This window comes from Paenibacillus sp. FSL H7-0943, assembly GCF_037963265.1.
GTDB lineage: Bacteria > Bacillota > Bacilli > Paenibacillales > Paenibacillaceae > Paenibacillus_AQ > Paenibacillus_AQ odorifer.
This window is the reverse complement of the sequence record NZ_CP150148.1, coordinates 634490-649868: the sequence shown is the minus strand read 5'-3', so window position 1 is coordinate 649868 and position 15379 is coordinate 634490. Positions and strand designations below refer to the sequence as shown.

Below are 15379 nucleotides of genomic sequence, written 5' to 3'. Positions count from 1 at the left end.
TTTCATGCCAATAGTGACTATGGGGTCCGATAGCATGCCAAAAGTCGATAAATGCAACGTTTAGGGACTACTGGGTCCGTTGCCGCCGAATCACACTCATCCTTTGGGGCTTACTGACCTCGCACAATAACACCCAACACATCATCAGGCGCATACGGACTCAGGAGGCGTTATTTTCTCATTTATCGCCTTTTGGGCACATTTTCGGACTCCAGTGCAGCTATCTCATCAAAAGCGGCTCAAACCGGGCGTTTTTCATGCCAATAGTGACTATGGGGTCCGATAGCACGCCAAAAGTCGATAAATGCTGCGTTTAGGGGCTACTGGGTCCGTTAGCGATCTCTTGCGTGCAAATTACATACCATGAAGCAACGTTTGTTTTAAGAGCGTGGTGGATACGAGCATGAGATTAGGTTTGGGGTTGGCAGCTCCGAGATAGCAACTTGATCTAGGCGCTTGGCACTGGCAGCTCCGAGATAGCAACTTTGATCTAGGCGTTTGGCACTGGCAGCTCCGAGATAGCAACTTTGATCTAGGTGCTTGGCACTGGCAGCTCCGAGATAGCAACTCTATCTACCCTTTTGGGTTGGCATCTTGTTCTAGTAGTTTGGCACTGGCACCTTTAAGCTTGCAGATTTGAACTAATAAAGCTGGCGTTCGGGGCATACGGTCAGCAGCAAAAAGACACAGGTGCCCCAGCAGTCATGATCATGACTACGGGACACCTGCGTCTTTTTTATATCTTGTATTGCTGCACGATTATTGAAGCTGCTCAAACAGGCGGAAGATCACGGTCGCTGCTTGCGCTCTTGTAGCCTTGCCGTTTGGTCCAAATTGGTTGGATGTCATACCGTTAATAATTCCACTAATACGCATCACTTCTACAGCTTTGGCTGCATCCGCAGACAACTGGTTCACATCAGAGAATGCTTCACCAGAAGCATTTGTTCCGTCAGTCAATGGGATATTAATCGTCTGAGCCAAACGATAAATCATGACCGCCATTTCCTGACGAGTAATCTCCTCGCTTGCACCAAAGTTGCCATCCACTTTGCCTTTAACAATACCGAGCTTTTGAGCGCTCGCAATCGGACTGGCATACCATGCCCCATCCTTAACGTCTGTAAATGTGCTTACAGCCGTCTCATCTAGTAAATCAAAAGCGTTCATCAATATTTTGATGAATTCTGCACGGGTCACATTTCCACTTGGATTAAAGTGTTCAGCATCCATCCCTTCAATTGCACCTCGTGCTGCGAGTGCTTCAATGCTGTTTACCGCCCAATTAGCTGTAGCGATATCTTTGAATGAAACATTCGAGTGAACCACTACATAACTGCCAAGCTGTTGCAAATTTAACTCAAGCATCTGTGTTCCTGTATTAAATCTTCCGTTCTTAACGATCTCTAGTTGCTGATTACTGTTCAAGTAATAAACCACTACTTTATGAGCTTTCTCACCAGACTTCAGCGTATAAGGAAGTGCCAGCTTGATCCCCGATGTCTTCAGTACATCGCCTGGAATAACCACACCATCTACGCTAAGACTGATGTCTTTAATTGTACCTGCATTCAACTGACTGCTTACCGAAAGTGGCAATCCGGATATATCTCCAGTGCCCACAATAAGCTTAAGTTTGCTGTTCTTAGCATCTTTGTAAGTCTTCAGGAAATTTTCCGGCAGCATTATGCTTGCTGTTCCTGTATCAATCTTGAGGGATTTAACATTCCCCGCTGCTGCCAGTGACTGCAGTGGCAGCTCAACTACAATTTGTTTCGCGTTTCCGGTAGGATTCACGACAATGGACAGAATACCATCCTTTGCATCCTTTGCTGCCTTTTCAACATCTGCGGCAGCCAGTTCAGCCAATGCATTTCCATCTGCTCCGATGATCGTCTGGACAACGATTTTACCATTGCTTACAGCAGGGGCAGCTGTCGCAGACGCGCTAGGCGACGGTTTTGCCGTGGCTACCGGCACATAAGTACCCGGTGCATCTGTTGGTTTCGGCGTTGCCGTTGGCGTTGGTGTCGTTGTCGGTGCAGGTGTTGATGTTGGCGTAGGTGTTGGCGTAGCTTCTGAAAGCAACTTCAGGCCCGCAACCGCCGCAGTAAGCTGACTTAATGCCTCATCAATGTCTGCCTGAGTAGCAGTTCCACTCTCCAGCAACATCACTGCACGTGCTACCTCTTTCTCAAGAGTATTCCAGCTCTCCTCTACATAAAGGCTCTTATCCAGAGCCTCTATTGCTCTAAGCTTCTCCTCCAAGGCTGCCGTTATGAGAGGTGGATTTACAGAAACTAATGTTAAGGTATACGTTCTGGTCGTTGTTTTATCCAGTGCCGTCACAATGACCTTGTAACCCGTTTGAATTTCTCCCGCAATAGTAATGCTATCGGGTTCATACACAGCGAAGGTAACCCCTACCGGCACAGTAAGTCCTTCCTTCAGCTCATCAAGTGTAGTCGTATCCGGTAAAATAATTTCTTTGGCTACCTGATCAATAGATCCGCCCGGAATTGTGATTCCGCTGATCGTTGCATCATGAGCTTCGACAGGCTGTAAGGCTTCAAAGGCATTTTTCAAATTGGAATATGCCACATTAATATCACCATCGGTAGCACCGTCATTTGCATAAGTGGCTTTAGCAGCCTCTAGTGCAATGCGTAGTGCATCCCATTGCTCAGGCGTTCCGGTATAATTCTCTTCATTTACCGAAGGATCTTCCGCTGTATCAATGGCTGCTTTAAGTTTAGATTTATCGTACCTCACACTGATGCGGCAACTGGCAGCAATATCGGTGCCCGCCACTTTACCAAATATAGTGAAGTCTGTAGCAATGGTGAGTTTGTTAAGGGGAATTTCCTCCCATACCACACTTGCCAAGCCTGTCGTTTTATCGGCGTAAGTTACCGTAACCTTAGCTGGAAGATTAGGCACGACGTTAACTGTCGTACTCACCGCAATCTGTTCAATGCTTACAATCGCACCATGGTCGCCGGGAGCAGGAACTTCTCCTTCTGGCTTAGACGAAATTGCCCGCCATTCCTTAACGCCTGTCCAAATACTAGTGGACTGCTTATTAAGAATCAAACGGAGTTTATCCGTCTTCACCTCGTCAAAGGTTACCTCGTTAAATGCATTTCTTGCTTTGCCTTTCTCGCTCAGGCCCGTTACCGGTAAGTATTTTCCGGCATCCTTATCCCAATATTCGAAGCTGTAATCTCCCGGTACCTGTACACCGCCTTCATCATCATAGAAGTACACGGAGCTGCCTGACAAAGTCACGGGCTCTTTCCAGGTCAGTTGTAGCCAGTGGCTTTCACCGGGACCGCCCCAGTTCCCATACTGAGTTTCTGCTTCGCTATTGTAAATACTTGCTGAAGTATAAGGGATATAACCATCATTAATGCCATATACAGACTCCCATGCCGAAGTGTAAGAGGCACTAGGGTTAGCCAAAAGGGCAGCATTTCTGTATCTAAGGTTCTCCACCGCCATCCGCATTTGACCCGTTGCCACTTTGATCTCTTCCAGCGTATATTCTCCCTGAGCCAGCAATGCCTTGGCAGCAGTCAGCGCAGCTTGCAGCTCTTGCCATGTTGCCGCAGTAAAATCATCCTTGTTCCGGACAAGTCTGCCGGAATCCCGATCCGCAAACTTAGCGATCATCTCTGTCAGTTCTGCAGTAGCTACAAATACGGTGACTGGAACCTTCACGACAGTTTCAAGTTCCCCATCGCTGACAGTCAGGCGGTATTCATATTCACCAGTCGCCTTAAAGGTTGCTTGCAGCATGGCCTTATCAAGCCCTGTCTCCTCTACTTCTCCTTCACCTGAAATCTTCTCCCAGGTATAAGTCAGCTTGCCACTTGGCAATCCATCATCAACGATTTGCGGCATAATCGTCAGAGGCACATTTTGCTCAACCTTCAATGGTGTTTCTAGATAAACCTTTGGTGCCTGATTGGCAGCCGCCTTAACCTCCAGATTATTGTTGTAGATCTGAATCTCCTTGATGGCGGTCGCAAGTTCCAGCGAATGCGTCACATGAATGCGAATCGCTGCAGTGTTAACCTTTTGGAACTCTACATTGTTATAGTTAGAAGCAATATACTCCGGATAGCGGAATTGCCCCTCCACTGGTTTCCAGCTTCCATCAGCATCCTGATATTCGACACCAAATGTCTGTGGTGTACCATAACCGTTCAGAAGCCGGTCATTATAGAAATAGACTTTTACATTGTCCACAGCCTGGACTCCATCAAATTTGAACGTAACCGTATCGACGGAATTCGGCGAACCTCCGAATAAAGCTGTGTTTGAGGTATGATTAATCGATGCGATTGTCGAATTGTCCGCCAGGTTGCGGATGTTCGAACCGCTCTTGATATAAGTCGATTCAACAGTAGTGCCTGAAGCAACAGCCAGATTCGTACCGTCATTAACAATATCTACGCCTGCTTTATTAAACATATCGACAGTCTTCTCATTGCTGGCTAGGGATGTTTGATCTGCCGCAGCAAGCGTCGTAGCACTGCCTTTTTCATATAACACCTGTGTCTTCGAGTTGTCGCCAACAGCCCCAGTTACATCACCTGAAGGTTTTTCCACCTTACCAGTAGCTGTATCATAAATCAGATGGGACATTTCGTTAGTTGTCATTACGAGTTCATCATTAATGAAGAGCGAATAACCTGCTGGAATACCTTGATAATGAGGATTGTCACTGTATTTAGCAGGATCCTGCCATACGATAGATAAGTTAGCATCATGATAACGCACGTTATCTACAGCAAAATAGTCATAATCAACATTAATCGGCCATAGCTCGATTTTGTCATCTGTCCGTGGCTGAATACCCGCCATATCTTCAACCACAGTGTAATTCATCATGCCAAGCGTATCGTGGTGAATCCATGCCCGTACCATATCTCCACTAGGGTTAGGAGGATTGTCTTTTGTCCATGGCGTGCCGAAGAAGTAATCCTCCAGCCAGAAAAATTCATTAGAGTCCAGGTGGTCCGTATTGCCCGGCTCCACTGTATGCAACCAAGCGCCCCAATCAAACAGTGTTTTGTAAACGTCACTGTTGATGTTATCTATAGGATAATAGCGCAGAGAGGCACGAACGGTATTAATATAGTTGCCGAAGTTACACCATGCGAACTGGTCTGTACCGAAGGCATCCGTCTTGCCATTCTTGAAATCTTCCACCCGCTTCATAATGCTGTTCTGATCCGCTGTAAAGAAGGGAAAGATCGGATAATAATTTGGATCTGCGTAATCAGACAACTGGGATAAATATTTCGCCTCATATCCTTCTTCACCTTCAGTTGGTACTACACCAAAGTTAAAGACAAACATGTTATTATCCCGCCAAGGGTTGAAAACATCGGTACCGCCTACAACTTTTTTGTGCAAAAAGCTGCCTGTACCATTCGTATCTGCCACACCGTCACCATCAAAGTCAGCCTTGTCGTACCACATCTCATTCAGAATTGAATTCTTAATATTCTGCGCCACAGTGTTCATTTTAGCTGCACCCGCAGTATCCCCAAGCTGCTCGTACATCTTCGCTGTTGCCACTGCATTGGCGTAGGTAGTAGAAGAACCATCCAGCCGGGCATAGTTACCACTGCCATTCCAGTGCATGGATACGGTATCTCCGTCATTACCTGTAATCGGACCGTGGTTATAATAAACAAGATTTGGATTAGTGCCTTTAAAATGTTCAAGTGTGCCGGTAACATCAGTGGCGGAAAAATCAGCGAACTTCTTCAGTATTTCCTGACCACCACCGTAAATCTTGTAAGCATCCCAGCCTACTTGCGACGTGTTCTGCATCATATCCCAAGTCCAGATGTTAGGACGTCCGGGATTATTTTTATAGTTCTTATTCTCGGAATATTCCCCCTGAGCCAGCCAGGTTCCATACAAGTAGGAAGGATCACGCAGCCATTTCAGATCCTGCATCGCCCATGGTACACTGACCGTAATCCCGTTGTTGTAGCCGAGAACGCCCTCCATGTTCATCGGGAACTGCCAGTCATTGCCCGGAATGTTGGCATCCAGCAAATTAAAGCGGTTACACCACCAACGATAATAAAGTACCTTCTTCACATTCTCATCGGGAACATCGATATATGGAATGTTCTCTGCCCACCACTCGTTGTACTCCCGCACCTGTGCGGAGAAGGCTGTATCATTGCTGTCAGCAGCCTTAAAGCTCTCATAATGCAGCTTTGAGCCTGGTATTTCATCCGCGAGCCAACCCATGACTACCTTTTGGTCAACGGAGCCACCGGCGGGCACTGTAATCTCTTTAACCAGTTCATTTCCGGAAGGACTCATGCCGTTTCCGCTCAGGTGAACATCCACGTAGGACATTGCTTCAACTACCTTTTGCCCGGCTTTGCCTATCATTAGCGGAGCAGCCACTCTGTAACCCACCAGCTCATCACCCTCAGCCGCTGAGACGAAAGGTGATTTAACCTTCATCGTCAACGTTATATCGCTGGCTGTAGGATTCTTCAATTGAAGCAGCGTTACAGCACTGTTATAGCTGGAAATAAATTTCCGCTGGTTAATCTCCAGGCCTCCGCTTGTGTAGGTCTGATTCTCATGACTCGGGTAGTTCTTCCGCACATTTTTCCGTTCCGCCAAGTCTCCTGTAGAAAGGGTGATGTTATACATCGTGTCCTTGTTCAAAGTATCCGCGTAATGCACTGTTCCCACAAAACCCAGCTTGGTATTATCCTGAGTCTTCATGTACAAAGCGCTTCCCCGGCTGAACAGAGTATTGGCGCTAACTTCATCGTTCACATCATCCGGAATGACACCTTCGTTAACAAGCAAGGCATCAAGCCAAGGCAAATCGGAATTATCTTTTGCAAAAGCCTCAAAATCAAAAGCTTCAATCGCTTGCATCATTTCTCCGACGGTGACATCGCTGAAATTAACGCCTTCCTTAACAATAGAATTATCCTTCCACTTCGCCTGCCCGTAATCGGTGCCTACACCTTCATGATAGAAATCAGTCGTGTAGTTAGCCGATACGGGAACAATCCCTGCATTTAATACCACAGCCGCGCATAATGCCGCTACAGAAGCTCTTCTGGGCCATTTATGACTTGTCATTTGGATGAATTCCTCCTTTTTATCCCTTGATTCCTGTTAATGTAATGCCCTCAACAAAATATTTGTTGCCGATCAAGAAAAATACTAGACAAGGAGCTGTAACGACGAGCGCCAGTGCCATGACCTGTTCATAGTTCGGAATGCGCATCCCGTTCACAATATACAAGCCCATAGGCAGCGTATAATCTGCTTCAGTCTTCAAATAAATCATGGTGTAGAAAAATTCATTCCAACAGTTGATAAAGCTGAACAACGCCACAACAATCATTGCGGGACGTATAAGCGGCAGCATGATGCGGGAGTAGATACGGAAGTAACCCGCACCGTCAATCTTGGCAGCTTCACTGAGTTCTAGTGGAATCGTCATGAAAAATTGCCGGAGCAAAAAGACAAAATACGCGTTGCCGCCTGCACAGAAAAAGGCTGGAATAATAAGAGCAGGTTTGCCAGCCAGTCCCAAAGAAGTGTACAGAGAATATTGTGGCAGCAGGGTTACGGCACTAGGCAGCATCATCGTACTGATGACCAGCACGAACCACATCCCGCGCAGCGGAAAGTTCAGCTTAGCAAAGGCATACCCCGCAAAGCTTGTCGTCAGCACCGTCCCGATCACATAAGGAACTACAATCGAAACTGAATTCCAGAGCTGCCGCAGGAACTGAATACGTTCCAACCCAAGCCGAAAATTATCGACATTTAGTGACTCAGGGAAAAACACAGGCGGCCGCGCCAGTATTTCTGTATGGCTCACGAAGGCACCTCGCAGCAGCCAATAAAGCGGAAAAGCAAACACCACTGCTAGCAGACAGGAGAGCAGAATCAGCCCGGTATTGATGGCTTTAGCTCTTTTCTTTTTTTTCTGGATACTTGTATAATTCATAATTGCGGTAGCCGCCATTATCTCGCCTTCTTTCTTTTGCCCATCGAATCGTCCCTTTTAAATGCGCCCTGGAAGTAGAACAGCACACCAGTAATGGCCATAGTGATTAGGAAGACGACCCATGCCTCAGCAGACGCCAAACCGCGCATCCCTACCTGAACAAATGAATGGTCATAGATCATAACGTTGATAAAATAAGTCATCCGATCGGGTGCACCATTTCTGGACAACACCACACTTTGCGTATAAATTTGGATAGAGGTCATCATGCACATAATCAATTGGAAAAAGAGGACAGGCTTGATCGTCGGATAGGTTACTTTGAGGAACTTGTGCCAAGCATTTCCCCCGTCCATCTCGATAGCTTCCAGCAATTCTCCCGGAACATCCTGCAGCGTAGCGATGAACACAACAATCGTCCCACCACAGGTCCACAAGCTCATGATAAACAATGTCTCAAAAATACGGATGGGATCTGTCAGGAAATCAACAGGGGCTATTCCTATCTGCAATAAAATCCAGTTAAGCAATCCACCCTTGGCTTGGTTCTGTAGAAGCATCTGCCACACAATTGTTGTCGCCAGCATCGGAACTACAGACGGCAGAAAGAATATAGCCCGCATCAAGTTTCTGCCGATAAATTTACGGTTCAATAAGAGTGCAACAACCAGACAAAAGGTGATTACAAGCGCCACGTTAATGAAGGCATAAATCAAGGTTACCGTTATGGATTTCTTGAATTCGGAGCTGGTATTGGTGAATATGTACCGGAAATTATCCAGTCCAATCCACTCCATAACTTGGCTTCCGCTCATAATCGTTATTTTATGAAAGCTGTAAAACAAACTGGCCAACATCGGATAAAGCGTCAATACCAAAAATCCAATAATGGCCGGTGCTGCAAACAAATATCCAGCCACCGCCTCTTTGGTGACACCTCTGGCATGCTTTTTAACATAGACCGCAGCCGTTTCGGTTTTGCTCTCTGGGTTCATAAGCAATAGCCCTCTTTTCAAATATAAGCTCTAATTAGGAAACCTTGCCGCTCTCGAACAACTGCTTGATCGCTGGCATGATCGCGTCATAGACTTCTTTAACACTTTTCTTACCTGCCAACGCCTGATCAATAGATTTCTCATATTCAGTATTCATCTTGAGGTAGGCAGGAACGTAATATGCAGGCCATTGTGCGATAGAGTCTTTCGTTGTGGAATAACTAAGGATAGTTTCTTTTGCGCTTTCAGGAAGATCGGAGGTCCACTTTTCAACCAAGGTAGGATCGGTATACCAATCTGCCTGGTTCGGCAACCACGCACCACTCTTCAGCAGCTCCAGACTGTTCTCAGGGTTGACCATGTAAGCATAGAATTTCTTGGCTTCCTCAATGTGCTTCGATGTATTGTACACAACAAGCGGAGCACCACAGTTCATCGTTACTGCCTTTTCCATCTTAGGCAGAACGCCAACGCCGATATCTTCATTACCTTTGATATTAGCTAGATCCCAAGAGCCGCTGATTGCCATGGCATAACCACCACTCAAAGCGTCTACCGCAGAACCAATTCCGGAATTCCAAGTGTAATTGAAAGCGGATGCAACCTTGTCTTTGTTAACGAGATCAGCTAGCTTCTGGATGGCATCAACCGTTTTGGGAGAATCCCATTGAAACTCCTTTCCATCCGGGGAAACAATCCCACTACCGTTGGCATAAGCTGCCCAGAAGTGGTGGAACTCCCGTCCCGCTGTCATACCAAGCCCGTAGTTCTCGGTCAGAGCAGCATCAAAGCCTTCATCTGCCGCTGTTTTTCCTTTAGTATCTGTCGTTAGCTTTTTCGCGTTTGTCACGAATGTATCCCAATCCCACGCATTTTCAACTTTGGAGGGTGGATATTCAAGACCTGCTGCATCAAATTTGGACTTGCTATAGTAAAGCAGCTCCAACTGGTTGGATAGGCCGACTCCAATCACTTTTTGCTCAGGTGAATGGATTGTAATCGCTGATAGTTTTTCAGGAATGCTTCCGTCCGCTAATAAATCGCTGATATCTTCGATAATTCCCATTTCATTGTACTTTTGGATATCGCCTTCACCCATATAACTGATATCTGGAAGTTCACCGGATTCGAGCCGGGTCTGAATAAATGTATCAAAGGAGCCATCTGCTGGAAGTACTTGTGCATTGATTTTCACTCCGGTGTCGGCTGTATATTTTTCTGCTGCCGCTTCTACCAGCTTTTTCTGTACATCATCACCCCAATACAATAATTCCAAGGTTACATCTTTATCAGGCGTAGTTTCTTTGTTGGCTGCTCCAGACCCTTCAGATGCCTTTGGAGCCGCGTTGTTGGAATTGCCCGAACAGCCTGCCAGTGCGGAAAAAACCATCATTGATGCTAAAGATAGAACTAGAGTACGTTTTCCAAACTTCATGTTTGTTGCCTCCCTTTTTTTCATATCTATTTATTTCAAGCCAAGCATTTAAAGCTTTAGCCTAAAATCATCATGGTTTGTCATTCTTAGCGATTACAGACAAGGGCTGAATATTCCTCCGCCTGCCAGTCTTACGCGAGGCTCTAGTATCCCCTCAGTTGTGCGATATTCGAGCTTATCCTCAAGCAGCACATATCTTGACGGATATGCAGCGTAACTTGTTACGATCCAGCCCTCCGAGTCTTCTTCAATATAACCGTTAATACAGCGCATCTTTCCGCGTGGATCCCTGTACAAATATGTGGTTGTCCCGAAGCCCATTAGATAGGCCACTAGCTCCTCCCCCATATCCCAATCATCTCCTGTCACACCCGAGAACAGCGAAGCAAACAAGGAATCACTTGCCCCCACAAATACGGATTGCCCAAAACGGTTTCGCGACAATTCTGGCATGTTCAGGTTAGGAGCTGCCACACTATATGTAGAGGCTGCCTCTCCAGGCAACAAACGGCGTGGAGTAGAGCGTACATTCCAATCGTAACAATTGAATACTGCCATCGTAGAACGGTAAGCGGCTTCCAAATATTCAGGGTCTCCAAGGAATTCATAGGCAACCCGGGATGCACCTGCTACCAATCCACCCCAAAGGGAATGAATCATATACGACAAAGCTTCCCACCAACGATCCGGATTCTGCACTCTGTAATCATTGCTGAATCCGATATTTGCCAGAATTAGTTGCCCATAACGCTGAGCCTCCTCTTTATTTCCAAGGTGACACAATGTTTCACAGGTAGGACCAAATCCTGCATTATCGTAAAAATGCTCCGTTATAGCTCCCTCATACTGCTGTATCCCTGTCTCCAGATTTCTGCCAAATTGCTCCCATAAGGTAAGTAGACGTTTATACTCTTCTGAAAGACCGCTCTGCTTCAGTGCCTCTAATAAATCAAGAATATAGAGCACAAATATACCATTTAGACGGCTCTCATCCTGCTCGCGCTGCCCACTATGCCGCTCAGGGTCTAATCGAAGGCACATGATTTCAGCAGCCCATTGTAGATATTCTCTAGGAGAATGAATTTTAAGTAATGAACCATCCATTCGTGACAATAGATAAAAGACATGCCCAATATAATCCAGATCATAAATGCGGTAGAATTCTCCATACAAGGGACGCGGATGATTGAAATCTCCGCCTTCAAACCAATGCTCCTTCACATCCAATACTGCGGCAATCTCGGCCTTAGCTACTTGTTCGGGGACAGCCTTGGCCATGCTATTCTTCATCAGAAGAAAAGCAACCTTACCCAGCGATTCTCCCTGATTCGATAGCGGACGGAAGGCATATGGCCTCTCAGCCTCACCTGTCCCTCCAAAGTTGTTATTTACCAACCACTCGGCTCTCTTTTCCAGAATCCGGTCAATCGACTCCAGTACATTCCAGACCAGGATATCGGTCCGTCCATCTTCTAGCCCCAGCTCCAGCTTATGTTCTCCCGGCTCCAAACGCTGTAAAGATATGTTATAGCTGCTGCCTGACTCCAACCGTACAGCTTCGTTCGTAATATTCTCCTGGCGGATCAGCTCCGTTGCCGGTGAAGTGTTATACAAACGCAGCTCACGTAGAGCCTGGCCCTGCGGCAGATCAACAACAGCTTCGAACCTTCCTCCCCGGGTTAATACAGGCGTATAGCTCCAGCGTGGATGTCCATAGGCCATACCCTGCCTATAGAAATCATCTCGATTCTGACAGGGATGGAATATGTATTCCCAGCTGGAGGTCTCTCCAGCGTCAAGATCCAGCGGACTGTAAGCGCCACCATATATCCAGTCGGCAGCTGCAGATTCGGTCATAGATGATCCGTCCTCCACCAACGATAGCCGATGATACAGCAGACCATCCAAAGAAGGGGAGACCTGCTCAAGAAAACGATTCTTATAACTACAATAAGTACCTACGGTTACTGTTCTGCCCTGAACACCATAAACACCCAGATGTGGTGCTTCGTTGCTCCGTCGAATGGCAGCAATTTTAGCGAAATCTCCACCAAGATGGGGGAATACTGCACAGGACTGACTCATATTGCGCTGCACATTTTCATCTCTGTACATGACATAAGCGAGCGAAAACCACACATGAAGTCCATTAATTCTTACAGACTGTGTTGAGCGGTTCATAGCTTCAATAGTCCATCTTAGTCGCTCATCTTCCAAAGAATATGTAAGTCTGATTGCAATCGGCGCGCCTTCAAAATCCACAATTACACGGTGTTTTCCTTCTGGCGTGATTTTGGGCAACAGATCAGTGCTTTTTATGATATTCCCGTCTAGCTCTATTGTCCATTCTCCGAATAGCTTATCTGTATCCGCATAACCTGCCTCTTTCAAATAAGACGGATCAACTACCCAATTCATTTCACTAGGGTCGCCTTGTAATATCAGAGACTGAAGTGCTCCGCGGTCGCTTAACTCCATCCTGAAATTTTCGTTGCCTAGAATCGTCATTGCCTAGCACCTCTTCAATATTTTAAGTTAAACGTTTAGATTTATGAGGAAAAAGGAGCTGTGAAACTTATTTTTGTCTCACAGCATTTTTTAACGTAGCCACAGAATCACGTTCGATCAACCGGCACTCCGGCATGGTCAGTGAATCCATCTTCGTCCCCTTGATTAAATTGAACAAAACCTCAATAGCTTGATAGCCCATCTCATGTAGCGGAAGTCCCATTGTTGTTATACGCGGGCGTAAGTAATCACTGAATTCACGATTATCAAAACCGACAACCGACAGATCATCCGGTATTTTAAACCCTTTTTCCTCTGCCGCCTGCAAAATACCTACAACCATTACATCATTCATGGAAAGAATCGCGGTTGGAGGCTCCGGCAAAGCGAGCAACTCGGAGGTAAGACGATACCCTGATTCCCTCTCCCAGTCTCCCATCTTAATTAACAGTGGATCGAACGGTAATTGATATTCAGTAACGGCCTTGTAATAACCGTTCAGTCTTAATCTGGAAGGGATTGAATCCATCAAACCACTGATTACAGCAATTCTGCTATGTCCTTGGTTAACCAAGTAGGACATGGCTTGGTAAGCAGCTTGCTCATCATTATACTGGATAGAGATATCGTCCTGTGTGTAAGAGTAGGTATACACAATAGGCTTACCTTCCGTATCGATTAAACCCGTTAAATCACGGGGATGAACACCGATATAAATAATCCCATCCACTTGATTACTGAGCAGTTCGGCAACCGCATTAGCGGCATACTTTCGATAGTCTTCCGTATTCGAGAAGTTACGGCCGATACGCTTGTCCAAACGAAGATTCACCAGTAAAATATGCAAATCATTACGATCTCCAAAATCATTAATTCCATCGATAATATCGGGGGTGTTAAATACCGTCACATCTTCTGCAATAACACCTATTGTATTCGTACGGTTGAGTTTGAGACTCTTCGCAATAGCATTCGGCTTATAATTCAACTCCTCAATGGCTGCAACAACTCGTTCCCTTGTATCGGAACGTACATTGCGGGTACCATTAAGCACATAGGAGACTGTAGCAATCGAAACATTAGCCTTTGCGGCTATGTCTTTAATGCTGGTTTTCCTCATTACACCTTCTCCTATCTTATTATGGGAACTCTTTTAATCACGTTGTTAAACGTTTAGATTATTTTTACAGTTAAAATATACCACGCGTATTTATTGCTTTGCAACCCCTTTTTTGCTATTCTCAAAAAATCCTCCTGTTCGTCCCCCGTTTCGTTTAGAATTGATTTATCTGTTGTTCATTGGATAAAAATAAGATATAGGAGCTTGAGCTTGCTATGACACCATTTACTGAGAGAGTTATTCATATCATACAGTCTATACCAGAAGGTAAAGTGATGACTTACGGAGGAGTTGCCCGCGCGGCAGGCAGCCCAAGAGGAGCGAGGCAGGTCGTTCGCATCCTTCATTCCATGAGCAAAAAATATAAGCTGCCCTGGCATCGGGTCATTAATGCTAAAGGAATGATCGCACTAACTGAGGATGAGTCTAACTCCCTCCAGAGGCTCTATCTACAGGGAGAGGGAGTTAGTTTTAATGAAAAAGGTGTGGTAGATCTGAAGCAATTCCAGTTTGAGCCGGAGTGTGCCGATTAGTACCCTCTGGTAACTCTTCGTCTTTCTCCGGTGCCAAGAGCATTGAGTAGACAATACATCGTCGCGTAAATGACCAGCAGGACAAAGGCAATGAACAAGCTGAAAAATACGGACTGGAGATTCAGGCTATCCAGAACAAGTTGATACAACTGATGCCTGTCCGTCAGGACGTCCCAGCTATTGAGTCTGTAGACTCGGCCAAGCAGTACACCATATCCCCCGAGCATACATGCCGCAAGCACGAATACCCATGACCACAGCAGGTTGCTTTTACGATAAATGACCGTCTGGAACTGATACAATGAGAAAAAACCGGTCAACCATCCACTCCAAGTGAACAATAAAAGAGTGACCAAGTCATACCAGTAGCGATTCTGAATGGCTCCCTCCACGATATATCTACTTTTTCTTACCGTTAAATGCACCAGATCAGTCATGAGATAAGGCGCGTTGGGAAAGAACAGCAGCCACGCGACACCCAAAGGAAGAAGTAATAGACCGCCTATCTTCCTTTTGTCTAGCTCATAAGCAGCCATGGAGAATAAAAACGGAATCCAAGCTAAGAACAAATTCCAAATTAAAAAAGCGTAAAACGAATCCGTCTGAAGTGACACTACACGATATACCGCCAATGTAGCGACAGACAATCCCGCCAAGAGCATAAACACCTTCGGATAATTCAATTCCTTCATGAGCTTATATTCTCCTTATCGATATTGATTACATTAAACTTATACCCAATTGTACAAATTCAGAATTCCGAAGTCC

The 15379-nt window shown here is 45.8% G+C and carries 8 protein-coding genes; 1 reads left to right on the top strand and 7 read right to left on the bottom strand.

The window, feature by feature from the left end:
- Positions 1-759 precede the first annotated feature (759 nt).
- The 6 genes from NSQ55_RS02885 to NSQ55_RS02860 all read right to left on the bottom strand — a co-directional run bounded on the left by NSQ55_RS02885 (position 760) and on the right by NSQ55_RS02860 (position 14078).
- Entirely contained in the window at positions 760-7140 is a 6381-nt protein-coding gene (locus NSQ55_RS02885) for an S-layer homology domain-containing protein (RefSeq protein WP_339171073.1), read from the bottom strand.
- Positions 7141-7159: 19 nt separating this feature from the next.
- Positions 7160-8038 carry a carbohydrate ABC transporter permease gene (locus tag NSQ55_RS02880; RefSeq protein WP_081383335.1) on the bottom strand — a complete coding sequence of 293 codons (879 nt, stop codon included), beginning with the start codon at positions 8036-8038 and terminating at the stop codon, positions 7160-7162.
- Complete coding sequence (locus tag NSQ55_RS02875) at positions 8038-9015, bottom strand: sugar ABC transporter permease (RefSeq protein ID WP_081387232.1); 978 nt, start codon at positions 9013-9015, stop codon at positions 8038-8040. Before NSQ55_RS02875 ends, NSQ55_RS02880 begins: the two co-directional genes overlap by 1 nt.
- A gap of 34 nt (positions 9016-9049) precedes the next feature.
- Entirely contained in the window at positions 9050-10450 is a 1401-nt protein-coding gene (locus NSQ55_RS02870) for an extracellular solute-binding protein (protein ID WP_076220201.1), read from the bottom strand.
- 93 nt (positions 10451-10543) lie between these two features.
- The gene (locus NSQ55_RS02865; RefSeq protein ID WP_339171067.1) at positions 10544-12958 is read right to left on the bottom strand and encodes a hypothetical protein; all 2415 of its coding nucleotides are present in this window, start codon (positions 12956-12958) and stop codon (positions 10544-10546) included.
- A gap of 67 nt (positions 12959-13025) precedes the next feature.
- A complete protein-coding gene (locus tag NSQ55_RS02860) occupies positions 13026-14078 on the bottom strand; it encodes a LacI family DNA-binding transcriptional regulator (protein ID WP_076193723.1) in 1053 nt (350 codons plus the stop codon).
- 215 nt (positions 14079-14293) lie between these two features.
- On the opposite strand from NSQ55_RS02860, the gene NSQ55_RS02855 reads away from it, so the two are divergent.
- Complete coding sequence (locus tag NSQ55_RS02855; RefSeq protein ID WP_076124439.1) at positions 14294-14611, top strand: MGMT family protein; 318 nt, start codon at positions 14294-14296, stop codon at positions 14609-14611.
- Here the strand turns inward: NSQ55_RS02855 and NSQ55_RS02850 are convergent.
- Entirely contained in the window at positions 14608-15303 is a 696-nt protein-coding gene (locus NSQ55_RS02850; protein WP_076103907.1) for a DUF1361 domain-containing protein, read from the bottom strand. The two genes, NSQ55_RS02855 and NSQ55_RS02850, sit on opposite strands and share 4 nt — an antisense overlap.
- Positions 15304-15379: the final 76 nt, after the last annotated feature.

Bases quoted from the DNA above. Each gene is read 5' to 3' on its own strand.
- NSQ55_RS02865 (WP_339171067.1), bottom strand. From the start codon at position 12,958: ATGACGATTCTAGGCAACGAAAATTTCAGGATGGAGTTAAGCGACCGC.
- NSQ55_RS02875 (WP_081387232.1), bottom strand. From the start codon at position 9,015: ATGAACCCAGAGAGCAAAACCGAAACGGCTGCGGTCTATGTTAAAAAG.
- NSQ55_RS02855 (WP_076124439.1), top strand. From the start codon at position 14,294: ATGACACCATTTACTGAGAGAGTTATTCATATCATACAGTCTATACCA.
- NSQ55_RS02860 (WP_076193723.1), bottom strand. From the start codon at position 14,078: ATGAGGAAAACCAGCATTAAAGACATAGCCGCAAAGGCTAATGTTTCG.
- NSQ55_RS02885 (WP_339171073.1), bottom strand. From the start codon at position 7,140: ATGACAAGTCATAAATGGCCCAGAAGAGCTTCTGTAGCGGCATTATGC.
- NSQ55_RS02880 (WP_081383335.1), bottom strand. From the start codon at position 8,038: ATGGCGGCTACCGCAATTATGAATTATACAAGTATCCAGAAAAAAAAG.
- NSQ55_RS02870 (WP_076220201.1), bottom strand. From the start codon at position 10,450: ATGAAGTTTGGAAAACGTACTCTAGTTCTATCTTTAGCATCAATGATG.
- NSQ55_RS02850 (WP_076103907.1), bottom strand. From the start codon at position 15,303: ATGAAGGAATTGAATTATCCGAAGGTGTTTATGCTCTTGGCGGGATTG.